Source organism: Streptomyces sp. NBC_00704, from assembly GCF_036226605.1.
Lineage (GTDB): Bacteria > Actinomycetota > Actinomycetes > Streptomycetales > Streptomycetaceae > Streptomyces.
In genome coordinates this window covers 1,962,078-1,978,685 of the sequence record NZ_CP109000.1, presented here as the reverse complement: position 1 = coordinate 1,978,685, position 16,608 = coordinate 1,962,078, and the positions used below count along the sequence as shown (strand labels likewise).

The window sequence follows — 16,608 nt, the reverse complement described above, 5'->3', positions numbered from 1 at the left end:
CCTCAGACGTAGCAGGCTGCGCTCGCATCTGTTGTAGTCCCCTCGGTTCTCGAGGCGTCATCACCAGTTTTCTGGTGGGACGCTTCCTTGGCTGTCCGGCTTCTTCAGAGCGATACGGGCTCCCGGCGTAGCAGTACCTACGACTTTCTGTCCGTAACCGGAGCCCTTTCCCACATGACGAGCAGCACCGAGACCACCGCCACCACCCCGCAGGTTGCGGTCAACGACATCGGTAACGAGGAAGCCTTCCTCGCCGCGATCGACGAAACGATCAAGTACTTCAACGACGGCGACATCGTCGACGGCGTCATCGTGAAGGTCGACCGGGACGAGGTCCTGCTCGACATCGGTTACAAGACCGAAGGCGTGATCCCGAGCCGCGAACTCTCCATCAAGCACGACGTCGACCCCAACGAGGTCGTCGCCGTCGGCGATGAGATCGAGGCCCTCGTCCTCCAGAAGGAGGACAAGGAAGGCCGCCTCATCCTGTCCAAGAAGCGCGCTCAGTACGAGCGTGCCTGGGGCACGATCGAGAAGATCAAGGAAGAAGACGGCATCGTCACCGGTACCGTCATCGAGGTCGTCAAGGGTGGTCTCATCCTCGACATCGGCCTCCGTGGCTTCCTTCCGGCCTCCCTCGTCGAGATGCGCCGCGTCCGCGACCTCCAGCCCTACGTGGGCAAGGAGCTCGAGGCGAAGATCATCGAGCTGGACAAGAACCGCAACAACGTGGTCCTGTCCCGCCGCGCCTGGCTGGAGCAGACCCAGTCCGAGGTCCGCCAGACCTTCCTCACGACCCTCCAGAAGGGTCAGGTCCGCTCCGGCGTGGTCTCCTCGATCGTCAACTTCGGTGCCTTCGTGGACCTGGGTGGCGTCGACGGTCTGGTCCACGTCTCCGAACTGTCCTGGAAGCACATCGACCACCCCTCCGAGGTCGTCGAGGTCGGCCAGGAGGTCACGGTCGAGGTCCTCGACGTCGACATGGACCGCGAGCGCGTCTCCCTGTCGCTGAAGGCGACCCAGGAAGACCCGTGGCAGCAGTTCGCCCGTACGCACCAGATCGGCCAGGTCGTCCCCGGCAAGGTCACGAAGCTGGTTCCGTTCGGTGCGTTCGTCCGCGTCGACGAGGGCATCGAGGGCCTGGTCCACATCTCCGAGCTGGCCGAGCGCCACGTGGAGATCCCGGAGCAGGTCGTCCAGGTCAACGACGAGATCTTCGTCAAGGTCATCGACATCGACCTCGAGCGTCGCCGGATCTCGCTGTCCCTCAAGCAGGCCAACGAGTCCTTCGGCTCCGACCCGGCCTCGGTCGAGTTCGACCCGACGCTCTACGGCATGGCCGCGTCGTACGACGACCAGGGCAACTACATCTACCCCGAGGGCTTCGACCCCGAGACCAACGACTGGCTCGAGGGCTACGAGACCCAGCGCGAGGCGTGGGAGGGCCAGTACGCCGAGGCGCAGCAGCGCTTCGAGCAGCACCAGGCCCAGGTCATCAAGTCCCGCGAGGCTGACGAGGCCGCTGCCGCCGAAGGCGGCGAAGCCGCCGGTGCGGCTCCGGCCGCGAGCGGTGGCGGCTCCTACTCCTCCGAGGGCGCCGACACCTCCGGCGCGCTGGCCTCGGACGAGGCGCTCGCCGCGCTCCGCGAGAAGCTCGCCGGCGGCCAGAGCTGACCTCCCCCACCGGGAGAGTCGGCTGCTGAGCAGGCAAGCAGGAGCGGCAGCAACCAGCAGTAGCCGGCAGTACCAGGAGTAGCTGGCACTGCCAGTAGTAACCAGCAGTACCGGTAGTACCTGAAGGCCCGCACCTCCCGAGGTGCGGGCCTTCGGCGTCCCCGTCCGCGCCGACGACCTGGCGCCGGCCCGGTTGGGCCACCGCCCGCCGGGTACCGTCCCGATGTACGACTGACAGCCGGGCTGGGCTGGGCGACCACCGCCCGAGTCGTGCGACCGACGGTCGACCACACCCGTCACACAGCGCCCGGCCCTCAGACAGCGACGGCAGAACGAGCGACCACCGCGAACGAGCAGTCGCAGCGGAGGGGCAGCGACAGCGGACGAGCAGCCACAACGAACGGGCAGCCACCGCGGACGGGCAGCCCGCGACCCCGCCCGGTGATCCGCGACCGGCGGGGCCGCCGATCTTGATCGTCCGGCGGGAATGCCCACGCCGCCAAGCGCGTTGTCCTCTAAGAACACGAGGAGGAGCGGTCCAAGTGCTTGATCCGCAGGGTTTGTACGCATGGGAGCCGAAAGGCCTGGCAGTCGTCGACATGGCGTTGGCCCAGGAATCGGCCGGCCTTGTCATGCTCTACCACTTCGACGGATACATCGACGCGGGCGAGACCGGCGACCAGATCGTCGACCGGCTGCTCGACTCGCTGCCCCACCAACTCGTCGCCCGCTTCGACCACGACCGGCTCGTCGACTACCGCGCCCGCCGCCCGCTGCTCACCTTCAAGCGCGACCGGTGGACCGAGTACGAAGAGCCCACCATCGAAGTGCGCCTCGTCCAGGACACCACCGGAGCGCCCTTCCTGCTGCTCTCCGGCCCCGAACCGGACGTCGAATGGGAACGCTTCGCCGTCGCCGTGAAGCAGATCGTCGAACGGCTCGGCGTCCGCCTCTCCGTGAACTTCCACGGCATCCCCATGGGCGTCCCCCACACCCGCCCCGTGGGCATCACCCCACACGGCAACCGCACCGACCTCATGCCCGGCCACCGCAGCCCCTTCGACGAGGCCCAAGTCCCCGGCAGCGCCGAGGCCCTCATCGAATACCGCCTCATGGAAGCCGGCCACGACATCCTCGGAGTCGCCGCGCACGTCCCCCACTACATCGCCCGCTCCACCTACCCGGACGCGGCACTCACGGTCCTGGAAGCGATCACCGCGGCCACCGGCCTCGTCCTGCCCGGCGTCGCCCACTCGCTGCGCACCGACGCCCACCGCACGCAGACCGAGATCGACCGCCAGATCCAGGAAGGCGACGAGGAACTCACCAGCCTCGTCCAAGGACTGGAGCACCAGTACGACGCGGCGGCCGGCGCCGACAGCCGCGGCAACATGCTCGCCGAACCCGTCGACATCCCCTCCGCAGACGAGATCGGGCAGGAATTCGAACGATTCCTCGCCGAACGCGAAGGCGAAGCCTGAGCCGCCGCCGACGTCGCCCGCGCCACGCGTCTCCAGCACGACCCCACACACCGACACAGCGGGCGATGCCGTCCTGCGGCGGCGCGTCCCGCGGAGGCGATCCAGGGCCTGCCGGGTGCGATGTCACCGGCAGGCCCTAAGCTTCCCGTCATGCTGAAGGTGGGCCTGACCGGCGGAATCGGCGCCGGCAAGAGCGAAGTGTCCCGGCTGCTCGTCGAACACGGCGCCGTGCTGATCGACGCGGACCGCATCGCCCGCGACGTCGTCGCCCCCGGAACCGAGGGCCTCGCGGCCGTCATCGATGCCTTCGGCGAGGACGTTCTCACCGAGGACGGCAGCCTCGACCGCCCCCGCCTCGGCTCCATCGTCTTCGCCGACCCCGAGAAACTCGCCCTCCTCAACTCGATCGTCCACCCCCTCGTCGGCGCCCGCTCCCGCGAACTCGAGACGTCCGCCCCCGACGACGCCGTAGTCGTCCACGACGTCCCCCTCCTCACCGAGAACGGCCTCGCCCCCCTCTACGACCTCGTCATCGTCGTCGACACGCACCCCGACACCCAGCTCGACCGCCTCGTACGCCTGCGCGGCATGACCGAACAGGACGCCCGCGCCCGCATGGCCGCCCAGGCCACACGCGAACAACGCCGCGAGATCGCCGACATCGTGATCGACAACGACGTACCCCTCCCCGAACTCCACCGGCGCGTCACCGACGTATGGAACGACCTCGTCCGCAGAGCCCGCACCACCCGCGAGACCTCCCAGGAATAGGGCCCGCGGCCGCGCGCGTTGAACCCTTCCAGCAAGGGAAGGATTTTTCCGTGCCCGATACCGCAGGTTCGACCGGACGTACTCCGGAGACGCACGTCATCGACTTCCGCGCCGCAGAGCAACTGCTCGCCGCACGGGACCCGCGGGGCGCGGTGAAACTGCTCGACCAAGTCATCGCCGCGCACCCCGAGAACACCGCCGCCCGCCTGCTGCGCGCACGCGCCTTCTTCGCCGCCGCGCAACTACGGCCCGCCGAACTCGAGTTCACCGTGGTGCTGGAACGCGAACCGGACAACGCGTTCGCCCACTTCGCACTCGCGCGCACCTACGAACGCCAAGGCCGAGACGACCAGGCCAAACGCCACTTCCGGCTGGCCGCGGCACTCGACCCCAACCCGCAGTACCTGAAGGCAGCGCGCTTCGACACCTGACGACACCCGACCACCCTCCGGCGACGCCCCGACGACGCGCCCCCGACGACGTCTCGGCCCAGTGGCCCGTCCGCGCCCCGAGCGCGCCACCGCCCCATCGCAGACCACATCGCCCACCTCAGCGGCGCCGCTGCTCCGGCGGCAGATACGGCGGGATGTCCCGGCCCGGCTGATAGTGAGGGCCCTGCCGGATGTGCCGGATCACCATCGCCAGATCCACGGTGATCACCACCCACAGCGCCCCGCACACGGCCGCCCAGCCCGGACGCCCCACCAGAGCGAACGCGATCATCCCGAAGAGCGTCCAGGCCACGCCCCACAGGGCCAACCCCAGACGCAACCGCAGCGCACTGCGCGCGGTCACCGGCTCACTACCCGTACGCATCGTGGAAATCGCTCCTCCCTGCAAACGTACTCCGCGCTTCGGACGTTCTCCACAAAGACGTACCCCCGGACCGGCTGCCCCGCCGGACCGTCCTGGGACGAGCCCTCCTCGACCACCCGTCCAGAAGGGCGGCCACTGGTACGTCGGACGCGGCTGGCTCGAGCTGCAACCCGGAGCTGCAACCCGTCGTCCTTGCGAAATCCGTCACCGTTGACAGCAGGGGATGCCGGTGCAGGCGCCGGCTGGCGGGCTGCCGCTACCGCCGATACTGACGTCGCCACTGCCGAAGCAGGCCACCCAGGGCTCGAACGAACACCCACTCCCTCGAACGAGTGAACCCCGCTGAACCCGGAACAGCCGCCCCCAGCCCGTCCGTTCGCTCTACATGACGCCACACATGCGAGACGGATACGAGGGAACCGGACCTGGTGCGATCACCCCGGACGGCTGCGCGGTCGAGTTCTACTCCCGCCTGCCAGTGGGCGACGAGCCGGACATCATCTCCTCAGCAGTGCCCCCAGGCGCCCACATCCTCGAACTGGGCAGCGGCGTCGGGCGGGTGACCCGTGCCCTGCTGCAACGAGGGTTCACCGTCACAGCGGTGGACGAGTCCGCCGACATGCTGGAACGAGTCCAGGGCGCACGCACGATATGCAGCCCGATCGAGGACCTCGACTTGGGCGAGACGTTCGACGTGGTGATGCTCGCGTCGTTCCTCGTGCACAACGGCGACAACGACACACGGCGAAGGATGCTCCGGGCCTGCACACGTCACCTCGCGGAAGGCGGCTGCGTGCTGATCCAACGGGAAGGCGAAAACTACCACTCCGACCTGCCTCGCGAACGCGTCGACCCCAGCGGCTTCACCGTGCGCATAGCGTCGGCCGGACCCACCGAAAACGGCGTCCACACCGTCCGCGCGGAGTACGCATTCCCCGACGCGGTCTGGACCCAGACCTTCCGGACGCGCCCACTGACCAGGGAACAGTTCGAAGAAGCGCTCGCGGAAGCGGGCCTGCGCGTGGACCGGTACCTGACCCAGGACCGGATCTGGGTGCGGGCAGTGCGGCAAGGGAGGCAGTGAGGCGGCAAGGGCAGTGAGGACAGTGAGGGCGACGCGAGGCGTAGGGGACGGGTCGGGAGTGCCGGGCATGCCCGGGCGCTGAGGCGTGCCAGCGGCGGTGGGCGCGCCAGCGGTGCTGGGCCGTGTCGGCGGGTGCTGGGCGTTCGGCGGGGGGCGTTGGGCGGTGGTGGGGCGTGTCGGCGAGCTGGGCCTTCGGCGGTGGTGGGGCGTGTCGGCGGGGGGTGGGCGCGCCAGCGGTGCTGGGCCGTGTCGGCGGGTGGTGGGCGTTCGGCGGTGGTGGGGGTGCCGGCGGCGGTCGGCGTCCGGCCGTGGAGAGCGTTCCAGCTGTGGTGGGCGTGCCCGCGGTGAGGGTGCCGGGCGCGTCGAGGCGCCGAGCGGGCCGTGCGGGGCGGGTGAGCCGCGCTGGGGAGCAGGCGGGAGGGGGAGGGCGGGGAGGGAGGGGGGAGGGGGGAGGGGGAGGGCCCCTCCTTGATCTGGATTCCTCCGACATCGCCTTACGGTGGAGACATGGACGCCTCCACTCCCTCCGATCCGGCTCCAACCCCGTCAGCAGCCGGCGCACCCCCCGTAGGCTCCGTAGCCCCCTCTTCCGGGCCTACCCGGTCTTCCGGGTTGGCCTCAGCTTCCGGGTTGGCCTCCGCTGACGGGTCTGCTCCCGCTGCTTCCGGCCTGGGCTTGCTCGACCGGCGGATCGCCGGGTGCCGTGCGTGTCCTCGGTTGGTGGAGTGGCGTGAGGAGGTGGCCCGTACGAAACGGGCGGCCTTTGCGGACTGGACGTACTGGGGGCGGCCCGTGCCCGGGTTCGGTCCGTCCGACGCCCGGCTGTTGATCATCGGGCTCGCCCCGGCGGCGCACGGCGGCAACCGTACGGGCCGTATGTTCACAGGCGACCGGTCCGGCGACGTTCTCTACCAGGCGTTGTACGACGTGGGGCTCGCCTCCCAGCCCACGTCCGTGGCCGCCGACGACGGGCTGGAGCTGTACGGGGTGCGCATCACGTCGCCCGTGCACTGTGCGCCACCGGCCAACAAGCCGACCCCGGGGGAGAGGGACATGTGCCGGCCCTGGCTGGTGCAGGAGCTCCGATTGCTGCGGCCGACGGTGCGGTCGGTGGTGGTGCTCGGAGCTTTCGGCTGGCAGGCCGCCCTGCCTGCGTTCGCCGAGGCGGGCTGGAGCGTGCCCCGGCCGCGGCCGGCCTTCGGGCACGGGGTGCGTGTGCCGCTCGACGACCCGGACGGCGGCGGCGGTCTGGACGTCTTCGGCTGCTTCCACGTCAGTCAGCGCAACACCTTCACCGGCAGGCTCACCCCGGCGATGCTGCGGGATGTGCTGCGCGCGGCCGCTGAGGCTGCTGAGGCCGCCGATGCAGGAGGGAGCGCCGAGGCCGCGGGGCGGTAATCCCTGCGACGGGGGCGCTGCGGGGATCGTACGGTGTCGCGATGGGCCTGTATCCGGAGATCGAACCGTATGAGCACGGCATGTTGGACGTCGGGGACGGCAACCACGTGTACTGGGAGACCTGCGGCAATCCGCGGGGCAAGCCCGCACTGATGCTGCACGGCGGTCCGGGGTCCGGGGCGACCCCGTATATGCGGCGGCTGTTCGACCCCGCCGCCTATCGGATCGTGCTGCTCGACCAGCGGGGCTGTGGCCGTTCGACCCCGCACGCGAGCGTGTACGGCACTGACATGAGCGTCAACACGACGGCGCACCTCGTGGCCGATCTCGAACTGCTGCGGCGGACTCTGGGGATCGAGCGCTGGCTGGTGTGGGGGGTGTCGTGGGGGTCGGTGCTGGCGTTGCGGTATGCGCAGACGTGTACCGGGGCGGTGAGCGAGCTGGTGCTGACCGGCGTCGCGACCGGTTCCGACGCCGAAGTGGAGCTGCTGACGCGCGGGTTGGGAAAGGTGTTCCCGGAAGCCTTCGAGCGCTTTGCGTCGGAGGTGCCGGAGGGCGCGGAGCGGGACGGCAATCTCGCGGCCGCGTACAGCAGACTGCTCGAATCCCCTGACGCCGGTGTGCGTGAACGGGCCGCGCGAGCGTGGACGGACTGGGAGACGGCGACCATCCCGGCCCCGCCGAGGTCCGTCGAGCGGTTCGAGGACCCGGTGTTCAGGGCGGGTTTCGCCCGCACAGTCACCCACTACTGGGGCCATGGTCACTTCCTGGACGGGGAGGAGGCCGTTCTGCGCGACGCCCATCTCCTCGACGGCGTGCCCGGCACCCTTGTGCAGGGCAGTCTCGACTTCGGGAACCTCCTGGGCATCGTCTGGCGGCTTCAGCACGCCTGGGCGGGCAGCGAGTTGATCATCGTCGACCACGCGGGGCACGGCACGCGGGGGCGGGGCATGGCCGAGATGCTGGTGGCGGCCACCGACAGATACGCCGGGAGGTAAGGCCTACGCCCGCTCGCGCGGTACAGCAGTGACTGGCGGGGCCGGTGGGGTCGTTGGCCGAAGTCGCAGTTTGCAGGACGTGGGCTGTTGGGGCCGAGGGCGAAGGCGGGGCCGGTTCCACCGGCTTGGCCGGAGGCCGTGCGGGCCCGCCGGGCCCGCCGGGTCGGACGGGTCGGACGGGTAGCGGGGCGAGTGGGGGAGAGTCGGCGATTGCCTCGCCGTGCTCATGGGTGCTCCTCGGGCCCGTGTGCCTGAGGGGCGCGTCCCGCGCGGAACTCCTCCCCGCGCTCGGCCGCTTCGACCCGTTCGACGCGGTACAGGCGCACTTGGGGCGCGGCTCGCGCGCGGGGGTCGATGCTGAGCCGGTCCGGCGGCCCCAGCAGCCGGTGCACCAGTGCACCCGACCAACCGCGCATCCGCAGTCCGGCCAGCGATACATACCGCCGCCCGTCCTCCTCGTACCTCACCAAGGTTCGCTCCCCCCGCCCGCACTCGATGGTGACGTTCTGTGACGACTTCTTCCATTGAAGCGCGCCCCACTGACAACGCCCCCGAGATGGACCGCCGCTGACCGGTCCCGAGCCGTCCTCGCCCGAGCTCCCGCCTCTCGTTCACTGCACCCCCGCCGGACGTCGAATCGCCGGGTTCAGGTCGCCGGGTTCAGGTCCGGTCCGGGGTTGCGTTCATAAAGAACGCGGGATTCGGCGCACTCGTCACCTGGCTGAAACGCAACCGGCCCGATCTGCGCGGGCCGACCGCCTACCGTGGACACTCAGCCACAGCTGACCGCCCCGGCCACCGTCGCCCGAAGGCGCACCCCGCCCTCGTCTCGACAGGAGCTCCGTGTCTTCGCGCCCGCATGATCCCGCTCGCGCACACTCCGTTCTGCCGCCCTGGTTCGCGCACGCGCTGCGCGCCCAGCGCGGGCCCGTCCCCTGGAACGCCGTCACCCGAGGGGCGCTGGCGGCGGGGCCGCTGCTGCTGGCCGCGGTGCTCGCCGACCGCACCTCGCTCGGTGTGGTCGCCGCGGTCGCCGCCATGCTGGCCGGGATCAACGACCGTCCCGGCGGTCGGCGGGTGTCCGTCAAGCGGCTCGGTGCGCCCGCGCTCGCCGGGGCGGCGGGGCTCCTGGTCGGTGTGTATGTCGGGGACCGGGTCGGTGCCGTCGCGCTGACCGCCGTCCTCACCGGCCTCGGGCTGCTGGCGGGCAAGATGAGCGCGGTCGGGCCGGTCGCCTCCGGGGCGGGGACCCAACTGCTGGTGGGCGCCGCGATCGGGGCGGGGATGCCGGTTCCGGAGTCCGGCTGGTCCCGTGCCCTCGCCTTTCTCGTCGGAGCCGGCTGGCTGCTGGCACTGAGGCTGGTGCTGCCCACGCCCGGCGCGATGACCGGGGACTTCCGGTTCGACGGGGAACGCGACGCGGTGGCCCGCGTGTACGACGCGGTCGCGGAACTCATCGACGCGGCCGGCGCCGAGGACGCGCTCGCCCGCCGTGCCGCGCTCACCGCCGCCCTCGACCATGCCCAGGACGCCTTGGCGGGCCCGCGGCTGCGGCGCCACGCCAGTTCCTCGGCCGAGCGCAGGCTGCACGCGCAGTACGCCGCCGCGCTGCCGCTCGCCGAGGCGGCGACGGCGCTCGCGTGGGCCGGGGAGCCCCTCTCGGAACGGTCCTCCGCCGGGCCCCGGCAGCTCGCCTCCGCGGTGCGCGAGAGCGCGCCCGCCGGGCCGCTGCCCGCGCCCTCTCGGTCGGGGCCCGCCCTGCGCGCCCTGGACGACGCCCTTCTGCGTGCCGCCGACGCGTTCGATCAGGGCGGCGGGGGCGATCTGCACACGCGTCGGCGCGGCGCACGCGCGCTGCTGCGCGCCGCCTTCGGGGCGGGCGGCCGTGAGTACGGGTTGCGGGTAGCGCTCTCCTTCGGGGTCGGCGCCGCCGTCGCGCAGGCCCTCTACCACTCCCAGTGGTACGGCCGGCACACCCACTGGTATTGGCTGCCCGCCACCGCCGTCTTCCTGGTCAAACCCGACCTCGGGCCGCTGGCGTCACGTGTGCTGTGCCGGGCGGCGGGGACCGTGCTGGGAGCACTGCTCTTCGCCGGCTTCGCCGCGGTGCTGCCCCGGCCCGGAGGCCTGGTGGCCCTGGTGGCGCTGTGCGGGGCGCTCATCCCCGTGTCGATCCGGCACTTCGCCGCGCAGACGGCCGTCGCCACCGTGCTCGTGCTCTCCCTGGTGATGGTGGGCGGGGAGCCGCAGGCTTCCGCCGCGCGGATCGCCGAGACCCTGCTGGCCTGCGCGATCGTCCTGATCGTCGGACATCTGCCGATGCCGGGGGAGCGGGGCGGGCAGGTGCGGGCCCGGCTTGCCGCCGCCGCTGACGCCGCGCACGCCTACCTCGTGCACGTCCTCGCCGACTCCCAGGCCTCCGACGGCCCTACGCGCCACGACGGCCCTACGTGCCACGACGGCCCTGTGCGCCACGACGGCTCTGTGCGTGAGGACGGCTCCGTGCGTGATGTCGCTTCCGATGGGCGCGCCACCCGCTGGACCCTGCGTCGCGAGGCCTATCGCACGCTCGCCGAAGCCCGCACGGCCAGCGCCCTGGCCGCTCACGAACTGCCCGCCGTGGCCCGGCACACGGAGGGCACCGACGAGGTCGCCGCCGTCCTCGAACGGCTCGTCGACACGACCACCGCCTGCGCCGTCCACCTCGACGACGCCGGAACGCTCACCGACGAGCACCGGGAGCGGCTCGCCGAACTCCTCGACGAACTCGCGGAGGGCAGACGACGGGTGGGACTGCCCGAACCCGCCCCACGGCCGCAACCGGTCGGATGACGGAGGACGGACGGCGGGCGACGGACGGCGGACGGCGGATGACGGGCGGCGGACGGCGGATGACGGGCGGGCAACTCGGATGCGGTCCGCCGCCCACACGCCTCCTCCGATCCGCACGGAACCCACCGCCCGTACCGCACCCACCCCTCGCCCAGCACCGCACTCACCGCCAGCACCACGACCTTCGCCCGAACCTCTGCTCAGCCTCGGCCTCACTGCGCCTCACCGCACCGCCTCCCCGTCGCACCGCACCGCCTCCCCGCCTGACCGCACTGCCTTCCCGCCTCACCGCATCCGTCACAACCCGGCGGGATGTCTGGAATACGTTCCGGGACGGCGATGAGTTCCGCGGAGCCCGCAAGTCTTCCCCGCGACAGACCGTTGGACAGAAGGGGCAGGCATGGCGTATCCGGAACTGCCGCAGATCGTCTCGCGTGAGGAGTGGCGTGCCGCGCGGCGGGAACTGCGGGCCAAGGAGGACGCGGTGGCACGCGCGCGGGACGCCGTGAACGCCGAGCGGCGGGCGCTGCCCATGGTGGAGGTCGCGGGGGAGTACGTCTTCGAGGGCGGCGACGGCAAGGCCGGGCTCCTCGACCTGTTCCGTGGCCGTAGGCAACTCGTCGTCCACCACTTCATGTTCGCGCCCGGGTGGGAGGCGGGCTGCCCGGGCTGCTCGGCCTTCCTCGACCAGGTCGGCCATCTGGCGCACCTGCACGCGCGTGACACGTCGTTCGCCGTCGTCTCCCGGGCGCCGTTCACCGCGATCCTGCCCTTCAAGGCGCGGATGGGCTGGCCGTTGCCCTGGTACTCCTCGTACGAGGACGACTTCAACGACGACTTCGAGGCGACGCTGCGGCGGGGCGGGACCCTCGTCGAGCGGGCCGGGATCAGCTGCTTCCTGCGCGACGGCGACCGCGTCTTCCACACTTACTCGACCTTCGAGGACCGCGAGGCATACGAGGACTCCGAGGCACACGAGGACTGCGAGGCACACGAGGACTGCGAGGCATACGAGAGCGGTGACGCGTACGGCAGCGGCGGCGCATACGGGAACCGTCAGGGGCGCGGGCCCGGCGGGACGGACGGAACCGGCGAGCCCGAGGAGAACGGCGAGGCGGGCGGCGAACCGGGTGGGGAGCCCGGAGTGCGCGGCGGGGACTTCGAAGAACGGGACGAATACGGGACATTCAGGATGTGCGGGGCGTGGGAGGGGGGTCTCGGCCGGCTGGGCTCGGTGGTCGGTCTGCTGGAGCTGACGGTGTCGGGGGCCGCGCCGGGCACCCCCGTGCGATATCACGACGAGTACGACTTCTGACACGAAGAGTGCCCGGCGTGTTCGCAAGGTGACCGGATTCTCACGCTCCGCGATGAACCCGTGTCAAGTACGTCTCAGTCCCGCAACTGGCCGAGGCGTTCCACCTCCCAAGAGCGTTAACTCCTACAAGCACCATGCTTATCGGAGGTAGGTGGCGAGATGGTGAACGGGCGAACGGTGCTCGAACGCTTTCCCGCGGGCGGGCCGCGCGGCTCGTGGCCGGCGGAGGAGTTCGCGCATGCCCGGCGCATGGAGGGGCTGGCCGCCGAGGTCGTCATGGACCTCGCCTCGGACACGTTCCTGGTGGTCGTGCGGGGCGGCGAAGCCCCGCAGCGAGCGGTCAGCCCGCCTGTGACGGAGCGGGCGACTGCACCGTGAACTGCTCGGCCTGCAGTGCGTACAGCTCGGCGTAGACACCTCCGTCGGCCAGCAGCTCCTGCGGCGTGCCGGACTCCACCAGCCGCCCCTGGTCCAGGACGTGCACCAGGTCCGCGTGCCGGACCGACGCCAGCCGGTGGGTGATCAGGACCACCGTCTGGCCGCTGTCGGCCAGCGCGCGGATCTTCTCGAAGACTTCCAGCTCGGCGCGTGCGTCCAGGGCCGCTGTCGGCTCGTCCACGATGAGGATGCGCCCGCGCCGGTAGGCCGCCCGGGCGATGCCGAGGCGCTGCCACTGGCCGCCGGACAGCTCGTGGCCGCCGCTGAAATGCCGGGCCAGCAGGGTGTCCAGGCCGCGCGGCAGGTCGGCGACCACCTCCTCGGCGCCCGCCTCGGCGATGGAGGCGGCCATCCGCTCCTCGGTGAGCGGGGCGGCGGAGCGGCCCACGGCCACGTTGACGCGGGCCGTGAACGGCCATCGCTTGAAGTCCTGCGCCACCATCGCGATGCGCTCGGCCAGCGCGTGCCGGTCCGCGTCCGCCGCGTCCACGTCGTCCCACAGGATGCGCCCCCGGTCCGGCTTGTACAGTCCGGCCAGCAGCTTCACCAGGGTGGTCTTGCCGGAGCCGTTCTCGCCGACCAGCGCGATGATGCGGCCCAGCGGCAGGGACAGCGTCACGTCGTCGAGGGCGGGGCGTGCCGACTCGCCGGGATAGCCGAAGGAGACGTGCTCGAAGCGGACCTCGCGCGGGTCGTCGGGCAGGGCGGCCCCGCCGACCGGGATCGCCCGTTCCGCCGCCTCCACGTAGAGCCGTTGCAGATCGCCCACGAACAGGGCCTCCTCGTGCAGCTGGTTGACCTCCAGGACGAGGGTGTTCAGGCTCGCCGAGCCGCCCCGGATCGCGATCACGGCCGTGCCCGCCACCGCCAGCGCCATCGTCTTGGTGAGCAGCAGTGCGCCGAGGGTGGCGTACGTCGCGAGCGTCGCCAGTCCCGTCCAGGTGGCCGCGATCAGTCCGGTGCGGGCGGCGAGCCGGGCCAGCCGGGCCTGTTCCGCCTCCGCGGTCTCCGACATCGCGCGGAAGTGCCGCAGCAGGAACGGGCCGACCCCGTGCACCCGGATCTCGGGCGCGGCCGCGGGCTCGGTGAGCAGACCGGCGATGAGGTGCCCCGCGCGCGCGTGCTGCACCCAGGTGTGGAACGACTCGTAGCGCCGCCGGGCGTTCGTCAGGGCGCTCCAGGCGCTCGGCAGCGTCATCGTCACCAGGAGCGGCAGCAGTAGCGGGTGCAGCACGGTCAGCACGCCGGCCGACGCGGCCAGCGAGATCATCGCGTTCACCACGCGCGTGCCATGACTGATCATGTAGCGGCTGGAACGGGCCCCGTACTGCGCGGTGTCCAGCAGCTTGTGGAAGGCGTGGTCCTCGATCGCGGCGAGCTCCACCGCGGCCGCCCGCTCCAGGTACAGCTCGGTCGCCACCCGCTCCACCTTGGGCTCCAGCCGGCCGGTGGCGTACGTCGACGCGGCCCGCAGCAGGGTCCCGGCAAGGAGCACGGCGGCCATCACGCCGAGGGCGGGGACGGCGCCGCGCAGCCGCTCGTCGATCGGGCCGCCGGTGATGAGCCGGCTCAGCACGGTGTTCACCGCGAGCAGGCTGATCGCCTGCATGACGCCCCGGGCGATCTCGGCGGACAGGACGATCCGGGCGGCCGCCGGGTCGGCCTGCCGGGCCAGGCGCAGACTGGCGGTGAGCAGGGAGGGCAGCCGGGTCACCATGGCGCGGAAGTTCAGCTCCAGGAACGCGTCCGTGTGCTGGTTCCAGCCCATGTCGTAGCGCAGCGGTCCGCCGAACAGCAGGTGCTCCGAATCGGAGACGTCACGTTCGTCGCCGTCGCCCCGGCAGCCGGTGTCCCCCGCCTGCTGAGCCGTGTCCGCTTGCTGTGCCGTGCCCGCCTGTGCCTGTTCTGGCCCGTACGGCGGGGCCGCGTCCTCCTGGTCCGCCTGGGCCGCCTGGTCCGCTCGGTCCGCCTGCTTCGTCTGCCGTGCCGTGCGCCCCTGTCCCTGCCTCTTCCCTTGTCTCTGGCCCTGCCCTCGCCCCTGCTCGTGTTCCTGCGCCTGCCCCTGCCGCCGCCGTACCTGTCCCACCGTCGGCCTCCCGATCGCGATAGCCGGACGACGGCCACTATCGCGGGACGGGACCGGGTGAGGGCAGGGCGCAGGAGGGGGAAGGCGGGAAGCGCGGGCGTGCGCCGGGCCGGTGCGGTCGACCGGGCCCGGGGAAGCGGTGCGGGCCAGGTGCTGATGGGGACGGTGCGGGGGTCAGGCGCTGATCGGCCGCGACCAGGTGGGCGTCGCCCCGGTGAGACGGCACAGGGTCAGATAGAGGGGGATCGGCGGGGTGTACGGGAGGGTGCCGTCGGGTCGGTGGATCAGCTCGGGGGCGCGCGAGGCGTCCGGGAGGATCGCGCCCGTGACGTACTGCGCGGGCGCCGGCCACTCCAGGGCGTAGTCGGAGTCGGACGGCACCAGCCACCACCAGTGGGCCCGGTCGGCGTAGACGCACCCAGTCCGCTGCAACCTCGGCATGAGGAGTCGTCCGAGTCGGGTCGGGACCGAGACGGCGTCGCAGCCCAGGGGTGCCGTCATGCCTTCGGGCAGGGTCAGCCGGCGGACGGGTCCGGCGGCTGAGGAGGCGCCCGTGTCACGCCTCAGGCGTAGGAGCGTGTCGAGAGTGAGCAGGGGTGCCCGGCGGGGCACGGTGCTCATATTCGTCCCCGCTCGCGGCCGTACCCGAGAGGCAGGGCGCGGGCGGGGTGGCCGGGCGTCCATCCGCCGCGGTCGTCGGATCCCTGGTGGTCGGCGGTGCGGTGCCACTGCGGCGCGACGCGCGGAAGCGGTCTGTCCGCGGGCGTCGAGGGGGAGGCGGAGGCGGAGGCGTGCGGCCGGGGCACGGCCGGGTGGTGGGCGTCGCCCCCGTGCCGCTGCTCGGGGCGCTCGTTGTCGTCGTCCGAGCCGTCGACGGGGCCGGGCTTCGGGCGGGCGCCCCAGCCGAGGTCGTTGCGCGGCTCGTCCGGGTCGCCGTGCGGCTCGGACGAGCCGCCGGGGAACTCGTCCAGGGTGTCGAGGAGTTCGGCGAGGCCGCCGTGGTGGGCGTCGGCAAGGTGGTGGGCGTCGACCGCGGGAGTGACGCCGAGGTCGTTGCAGGGTTCGGCGGGATCGCGCGGGGCGTCGGCCTTGCGGAGCAGATCGGCCCAGACCAGCAGGCCGAGCCCGTGCTCCTGAGCGCCCCAGGCGTGACAGAGCGCCTCGACGAGCAGCAGCCCCCTGCCGTGCTCCTCCTCGGGGCGCTGCGGTGAGGGGTGGGGCTCGTCCGGCGAGCAGCCCTGGTCCCGCACGGCTATGCGGACCAGGTCGTCGCCGTCGTGCAACTCGCAGACGACGACGTCGCTCGCGGTGTGCACGATCGCGTTGGTGACCAGCTCGGAGACGACCAGGGCGGCGGTGTCGCAGGTGTCCTCGCACACCGACCAGCCGGTCAGCCGGGCCCTCGTCAGGCGTCTGGCCTGGGCGGGGGAACCCGGATGGGCGGCCAGTTCGAATCGGAACCGGCGCTCGGCAGCGGCCTGGTCGGGGCCTGCTCCCGCGCTGGCACCGAGACCCTGGGGGCGGCCTGCGGCGGCGTCTGTTCCTAAGGGCGCGGACGGAATCACGCTTGCCACTATCGCCCCGCCATGAACACTTGGCAAGTGTCACTCTGGAAATTGCAGAGTGCTGTGTGACGCGGTCGAGGGCCATGGCACACTGCTCGCAACAGCACGTTGAACGGCGCCTGTCGGGATCAACGGAGATCCGTGCACATT

At 71.7% G+C, this 16,608-nt stretch carries 13 protein-coding genes and 2 pseudogenes; 10 read left to right on the top strand and 5 right to left on the bottom strand.

Going from position 1 to position 16,608, the window contains the following annotated elements; all coding sequences use genetic code 11:
• Positions 1–174 precede the first annotated feature (174 nt).
• From rpsA to OG802_RS08745, 4 genes are all read left to right on the top strand, one after another.
• Complete coding sequence (gene rpsA / locus OG802_RS08760; RefSeq protein WP_256920750.1) at positions 175–1,674, top strand: 30S ribosomal protein S1; 1,500 nt, start codon at positions 175–177, stop codon at positions 1,672–1,674.
• 542 nt (positions 1,675–2,216) lie between these two features.
• The gene (locus OG802_RS08755) at positions 2,217–3,155 is read left to right on the top strand and encodes a PAC2 family protein (RefSeq protein ID WP_329408775.1); all 939 of its coding nucleotides are present in this window, start codon (positions 2,217–2,219) and stop codon (positions 3,153–3,155) included.
• Between the two features lie 150 nt (positions 3,156–3,305).
• Complete coding sequence (gene coaE / locus OG802_RS08750) at positions 3,306–3,926, top strand: dephospho-CoA kinase (RefSeq protein ID WP_329408773.1); 621 nt, start codon at positions 3,306–3,308, stop codon at positions 3,924–3,926.
• 50 nt (positions 3,927–3,976) lie between these two features.
• A complete protein-coding gene (locus tag OG802_RS08745; protein ID WP_329408771.1) occupies positions 3,977–4,357 on the top strand; it encodes a tetratricopeptide repeat protein in 381 nt (126 codons plus the stop codon).
• Between the two features lie 118 nt (positions 4,358–4,475).
• Here OG802_RS08745 and OG802_RS08740 read toward each other — a convergent pair whose 3' ends face one another.
• Positions 4,476–4,742: a DUF6343 family protein gene (locus OG802_RS08740; protein ID WP_329408769.1), complete on the bottom strand. Its 267-nt coding sequence runs from the start codon at positions 4,740–4,742 to the stop codon at positions 4,476–4,478.
• A 385-nt stretch (positions 4,743–5,127) separates the two neighbouring features.
• On the opposite strand from OG802_RS08740, the gene OG802_RS08735 reads away from it, so the two are divergent.
• From OG802_RS08735 to pip, 3 genes are all read left to right on the top strand, one after another.
• Positions 5,128–5,826: a class I SAM-dependent methyltransferase gene (locus OG802_RS08735; protein ID WP_329408767.1), complete on the top strand. Its 699-nt coding sequence runs from the start codon at positions 5,128–5,130 to the stop codon at positions 5,824–5,826.
• Between the two features lie 630 nt (positions 5,827–6,456).
• Positions 6,457–7,224, top strand: coding sequence for a uracil-DNA glycosylase (locus OG802_RS08730; RefSeq protein ID WP_443055204.1), 768 nt, complete (start codon positions 6,457–6,459; stop codon positions 7,222–7,224).
• A 41-nt stretch (positions 7,225–7,265) separates the two neighbouring features.
• Positions 7,266–8,222 (top strand): prolyl aminopeptidase, encoded by a 957-nt coding sequence (gene pip, locus OG802_RS08725; RefSeq protein WP_329408765.1) that lies wholly within the window; start codon positions 7,266–7,268, stop codon positions 8,220–8,222.
• A gap of 224 nt (positions 8,223–8,446) precedes the next feature.
• Here the strand turns inward: pip and OG802_RS08720 are convergent, their stop codons facing one another.
• A complete protein-coding gene (locus OG802_RS08720) occupies positions 8,447–8,692 on the bottom strand; it encodes a hypothetical protein (protein WP_329408763.1) in 246 nt (81 codons plus the stop codon).
• 373 nt (positions 8,693–9,065) lie between these two features.
• Here OG802_RS08720 and OG802_RS08715 point away from each other — a divergent pair, with 373 nt between their 5' ends.
• From OG802_RS08715 to OG802_RS08700, 3 genes and pseudogenes are all read left to right on the top strand, one after another.
• Positions 9,066–11,054: an FUSC family protein gene (locus OG802_RS08715; RefSeq protein ID WP_329408762.1), complete on the top strand. Its 1,989-nt coding sequence runs from the start codon at positions 9,066–9,068 to the stop codon at positions 11,052–11,054.
• Positions 11,055–11,454: 400 nt separating this feature from the next.
• A pseudogene (locus tag OG802_RS08710) lies at positions 11,455–11,997 on the top strand (DUF899 domain-containing protein); the annotation flags it as partial.
• 531 nt (positions 11,998–12,528) lie between these two features.
• Positions 12,529–12,747 carry a hypothetical protein gene (locus tag OG802_RS08700; protein ID WP_329408758.1) on the top strand — a complete coding sequence of 73 codons (219 nt, stop codon included), beginning with the start codon at positions 12,529–12,531 and terminating at the stop codon, positions 12,745–12,747.
• On the opposite strand, the gene OG802_RS08695 is transcribed toward OG802_RS08700, so the two are convergent.
• The 3 genes and pseudogenes from OG802_RS08695 to OG802_RS08685 all read right to left on the bottom strand — a co-directional run.
• Positions 12,710–14,575 (bottom strand): ABC transporter ATP-binding protein, encoded by a 1,866-nt coding sequence (locus OG802_RS08695; protein WP_329416996.1) that lies wholly within the window; start codon positions 14,573–14,575, stop codon positions 12,710–12,712. The two genes, OG802_RS08700 and OG802_RS08695, sit on opposite strands and share 38 nt — an antisense overlap.
• Before the next feature lie 492 nt (positions 14,576–15,067).
• Positions 15,068–15,514 carry a hypothetical protein gene (locus OG802_RS08690; protein WP_329408756.1) on the bottom strand — a complete coding sequence of 149 codons (447 nt, stop codon included), beginning with the start codon at positions 15,512–15,514 and terminating at the stop codon, positions 15,068–15,070.
• Positions 15,515–15,948: 434 nt separating this feature from the next.
• Positions 15,949–16,467 (bottom strand): annotated as a pseudogene (locus OG802_RS08685) (ATP-binding protein); the annotation flags it as partial.
• Positions 16,468–16,608: the final 141 nt, after the last annotated feature.

Coding starts and splice junctions, on each gene's coding strand:
- rpsA (WP_256920750.1), top strand. CDS start 175: ATGACGAGCAGCACCGAGACCACCGCCACCACCCCGCAGGTTGCGGTC.
- pip (WP_329408765.1), top strand. CDS start 7,266: ATGGGCCTGTATCCGGAGATCGAACCGTATGAGCACGGCATGTTGGAC.
- OG802_RS08695 (WP_329416996.1), bottom strand. CDS start 14,575: ATGGGCTGGAACCAGCACACGGACGCGTTCCTGGAGCTGAACTTCCGC.
- OG802_RS08690 (WP_329408756.1), bottom strand. CDS start 15,514: ATGAGCACCGTGCCCCGCCGGGCACCCCTGCTCACTCTCGACACGCTC.
- OG802_RS08735 (WP_329408767.1), top strand. CDS start 5,128: ATGACGCCACACATGCGAGACGGATACGAGGGAACCGGACCTGGTGCG.
- OG802_RS08700 (WP_329408758.1), top strand. CDS start 12,529: ATGGTGAACGGGCGAACGGTGCTCGAACGCTTTCCCGCGGGCGGGCCG.
- OG802_RS08740 (WP_329408769.1), bottom strand. CDS start 4,742: ATGCGTACGGGTAGTGAGCCGGTGACCGCGCGCAGTGCGCTGCGGTTG.
- coaE (WP_329408773.1), top strand. CDS start 3,306: ATGCTGAAGGTGGGCCTGACCGGCGGAATCGGCGCCGGCAAGAGCGAA.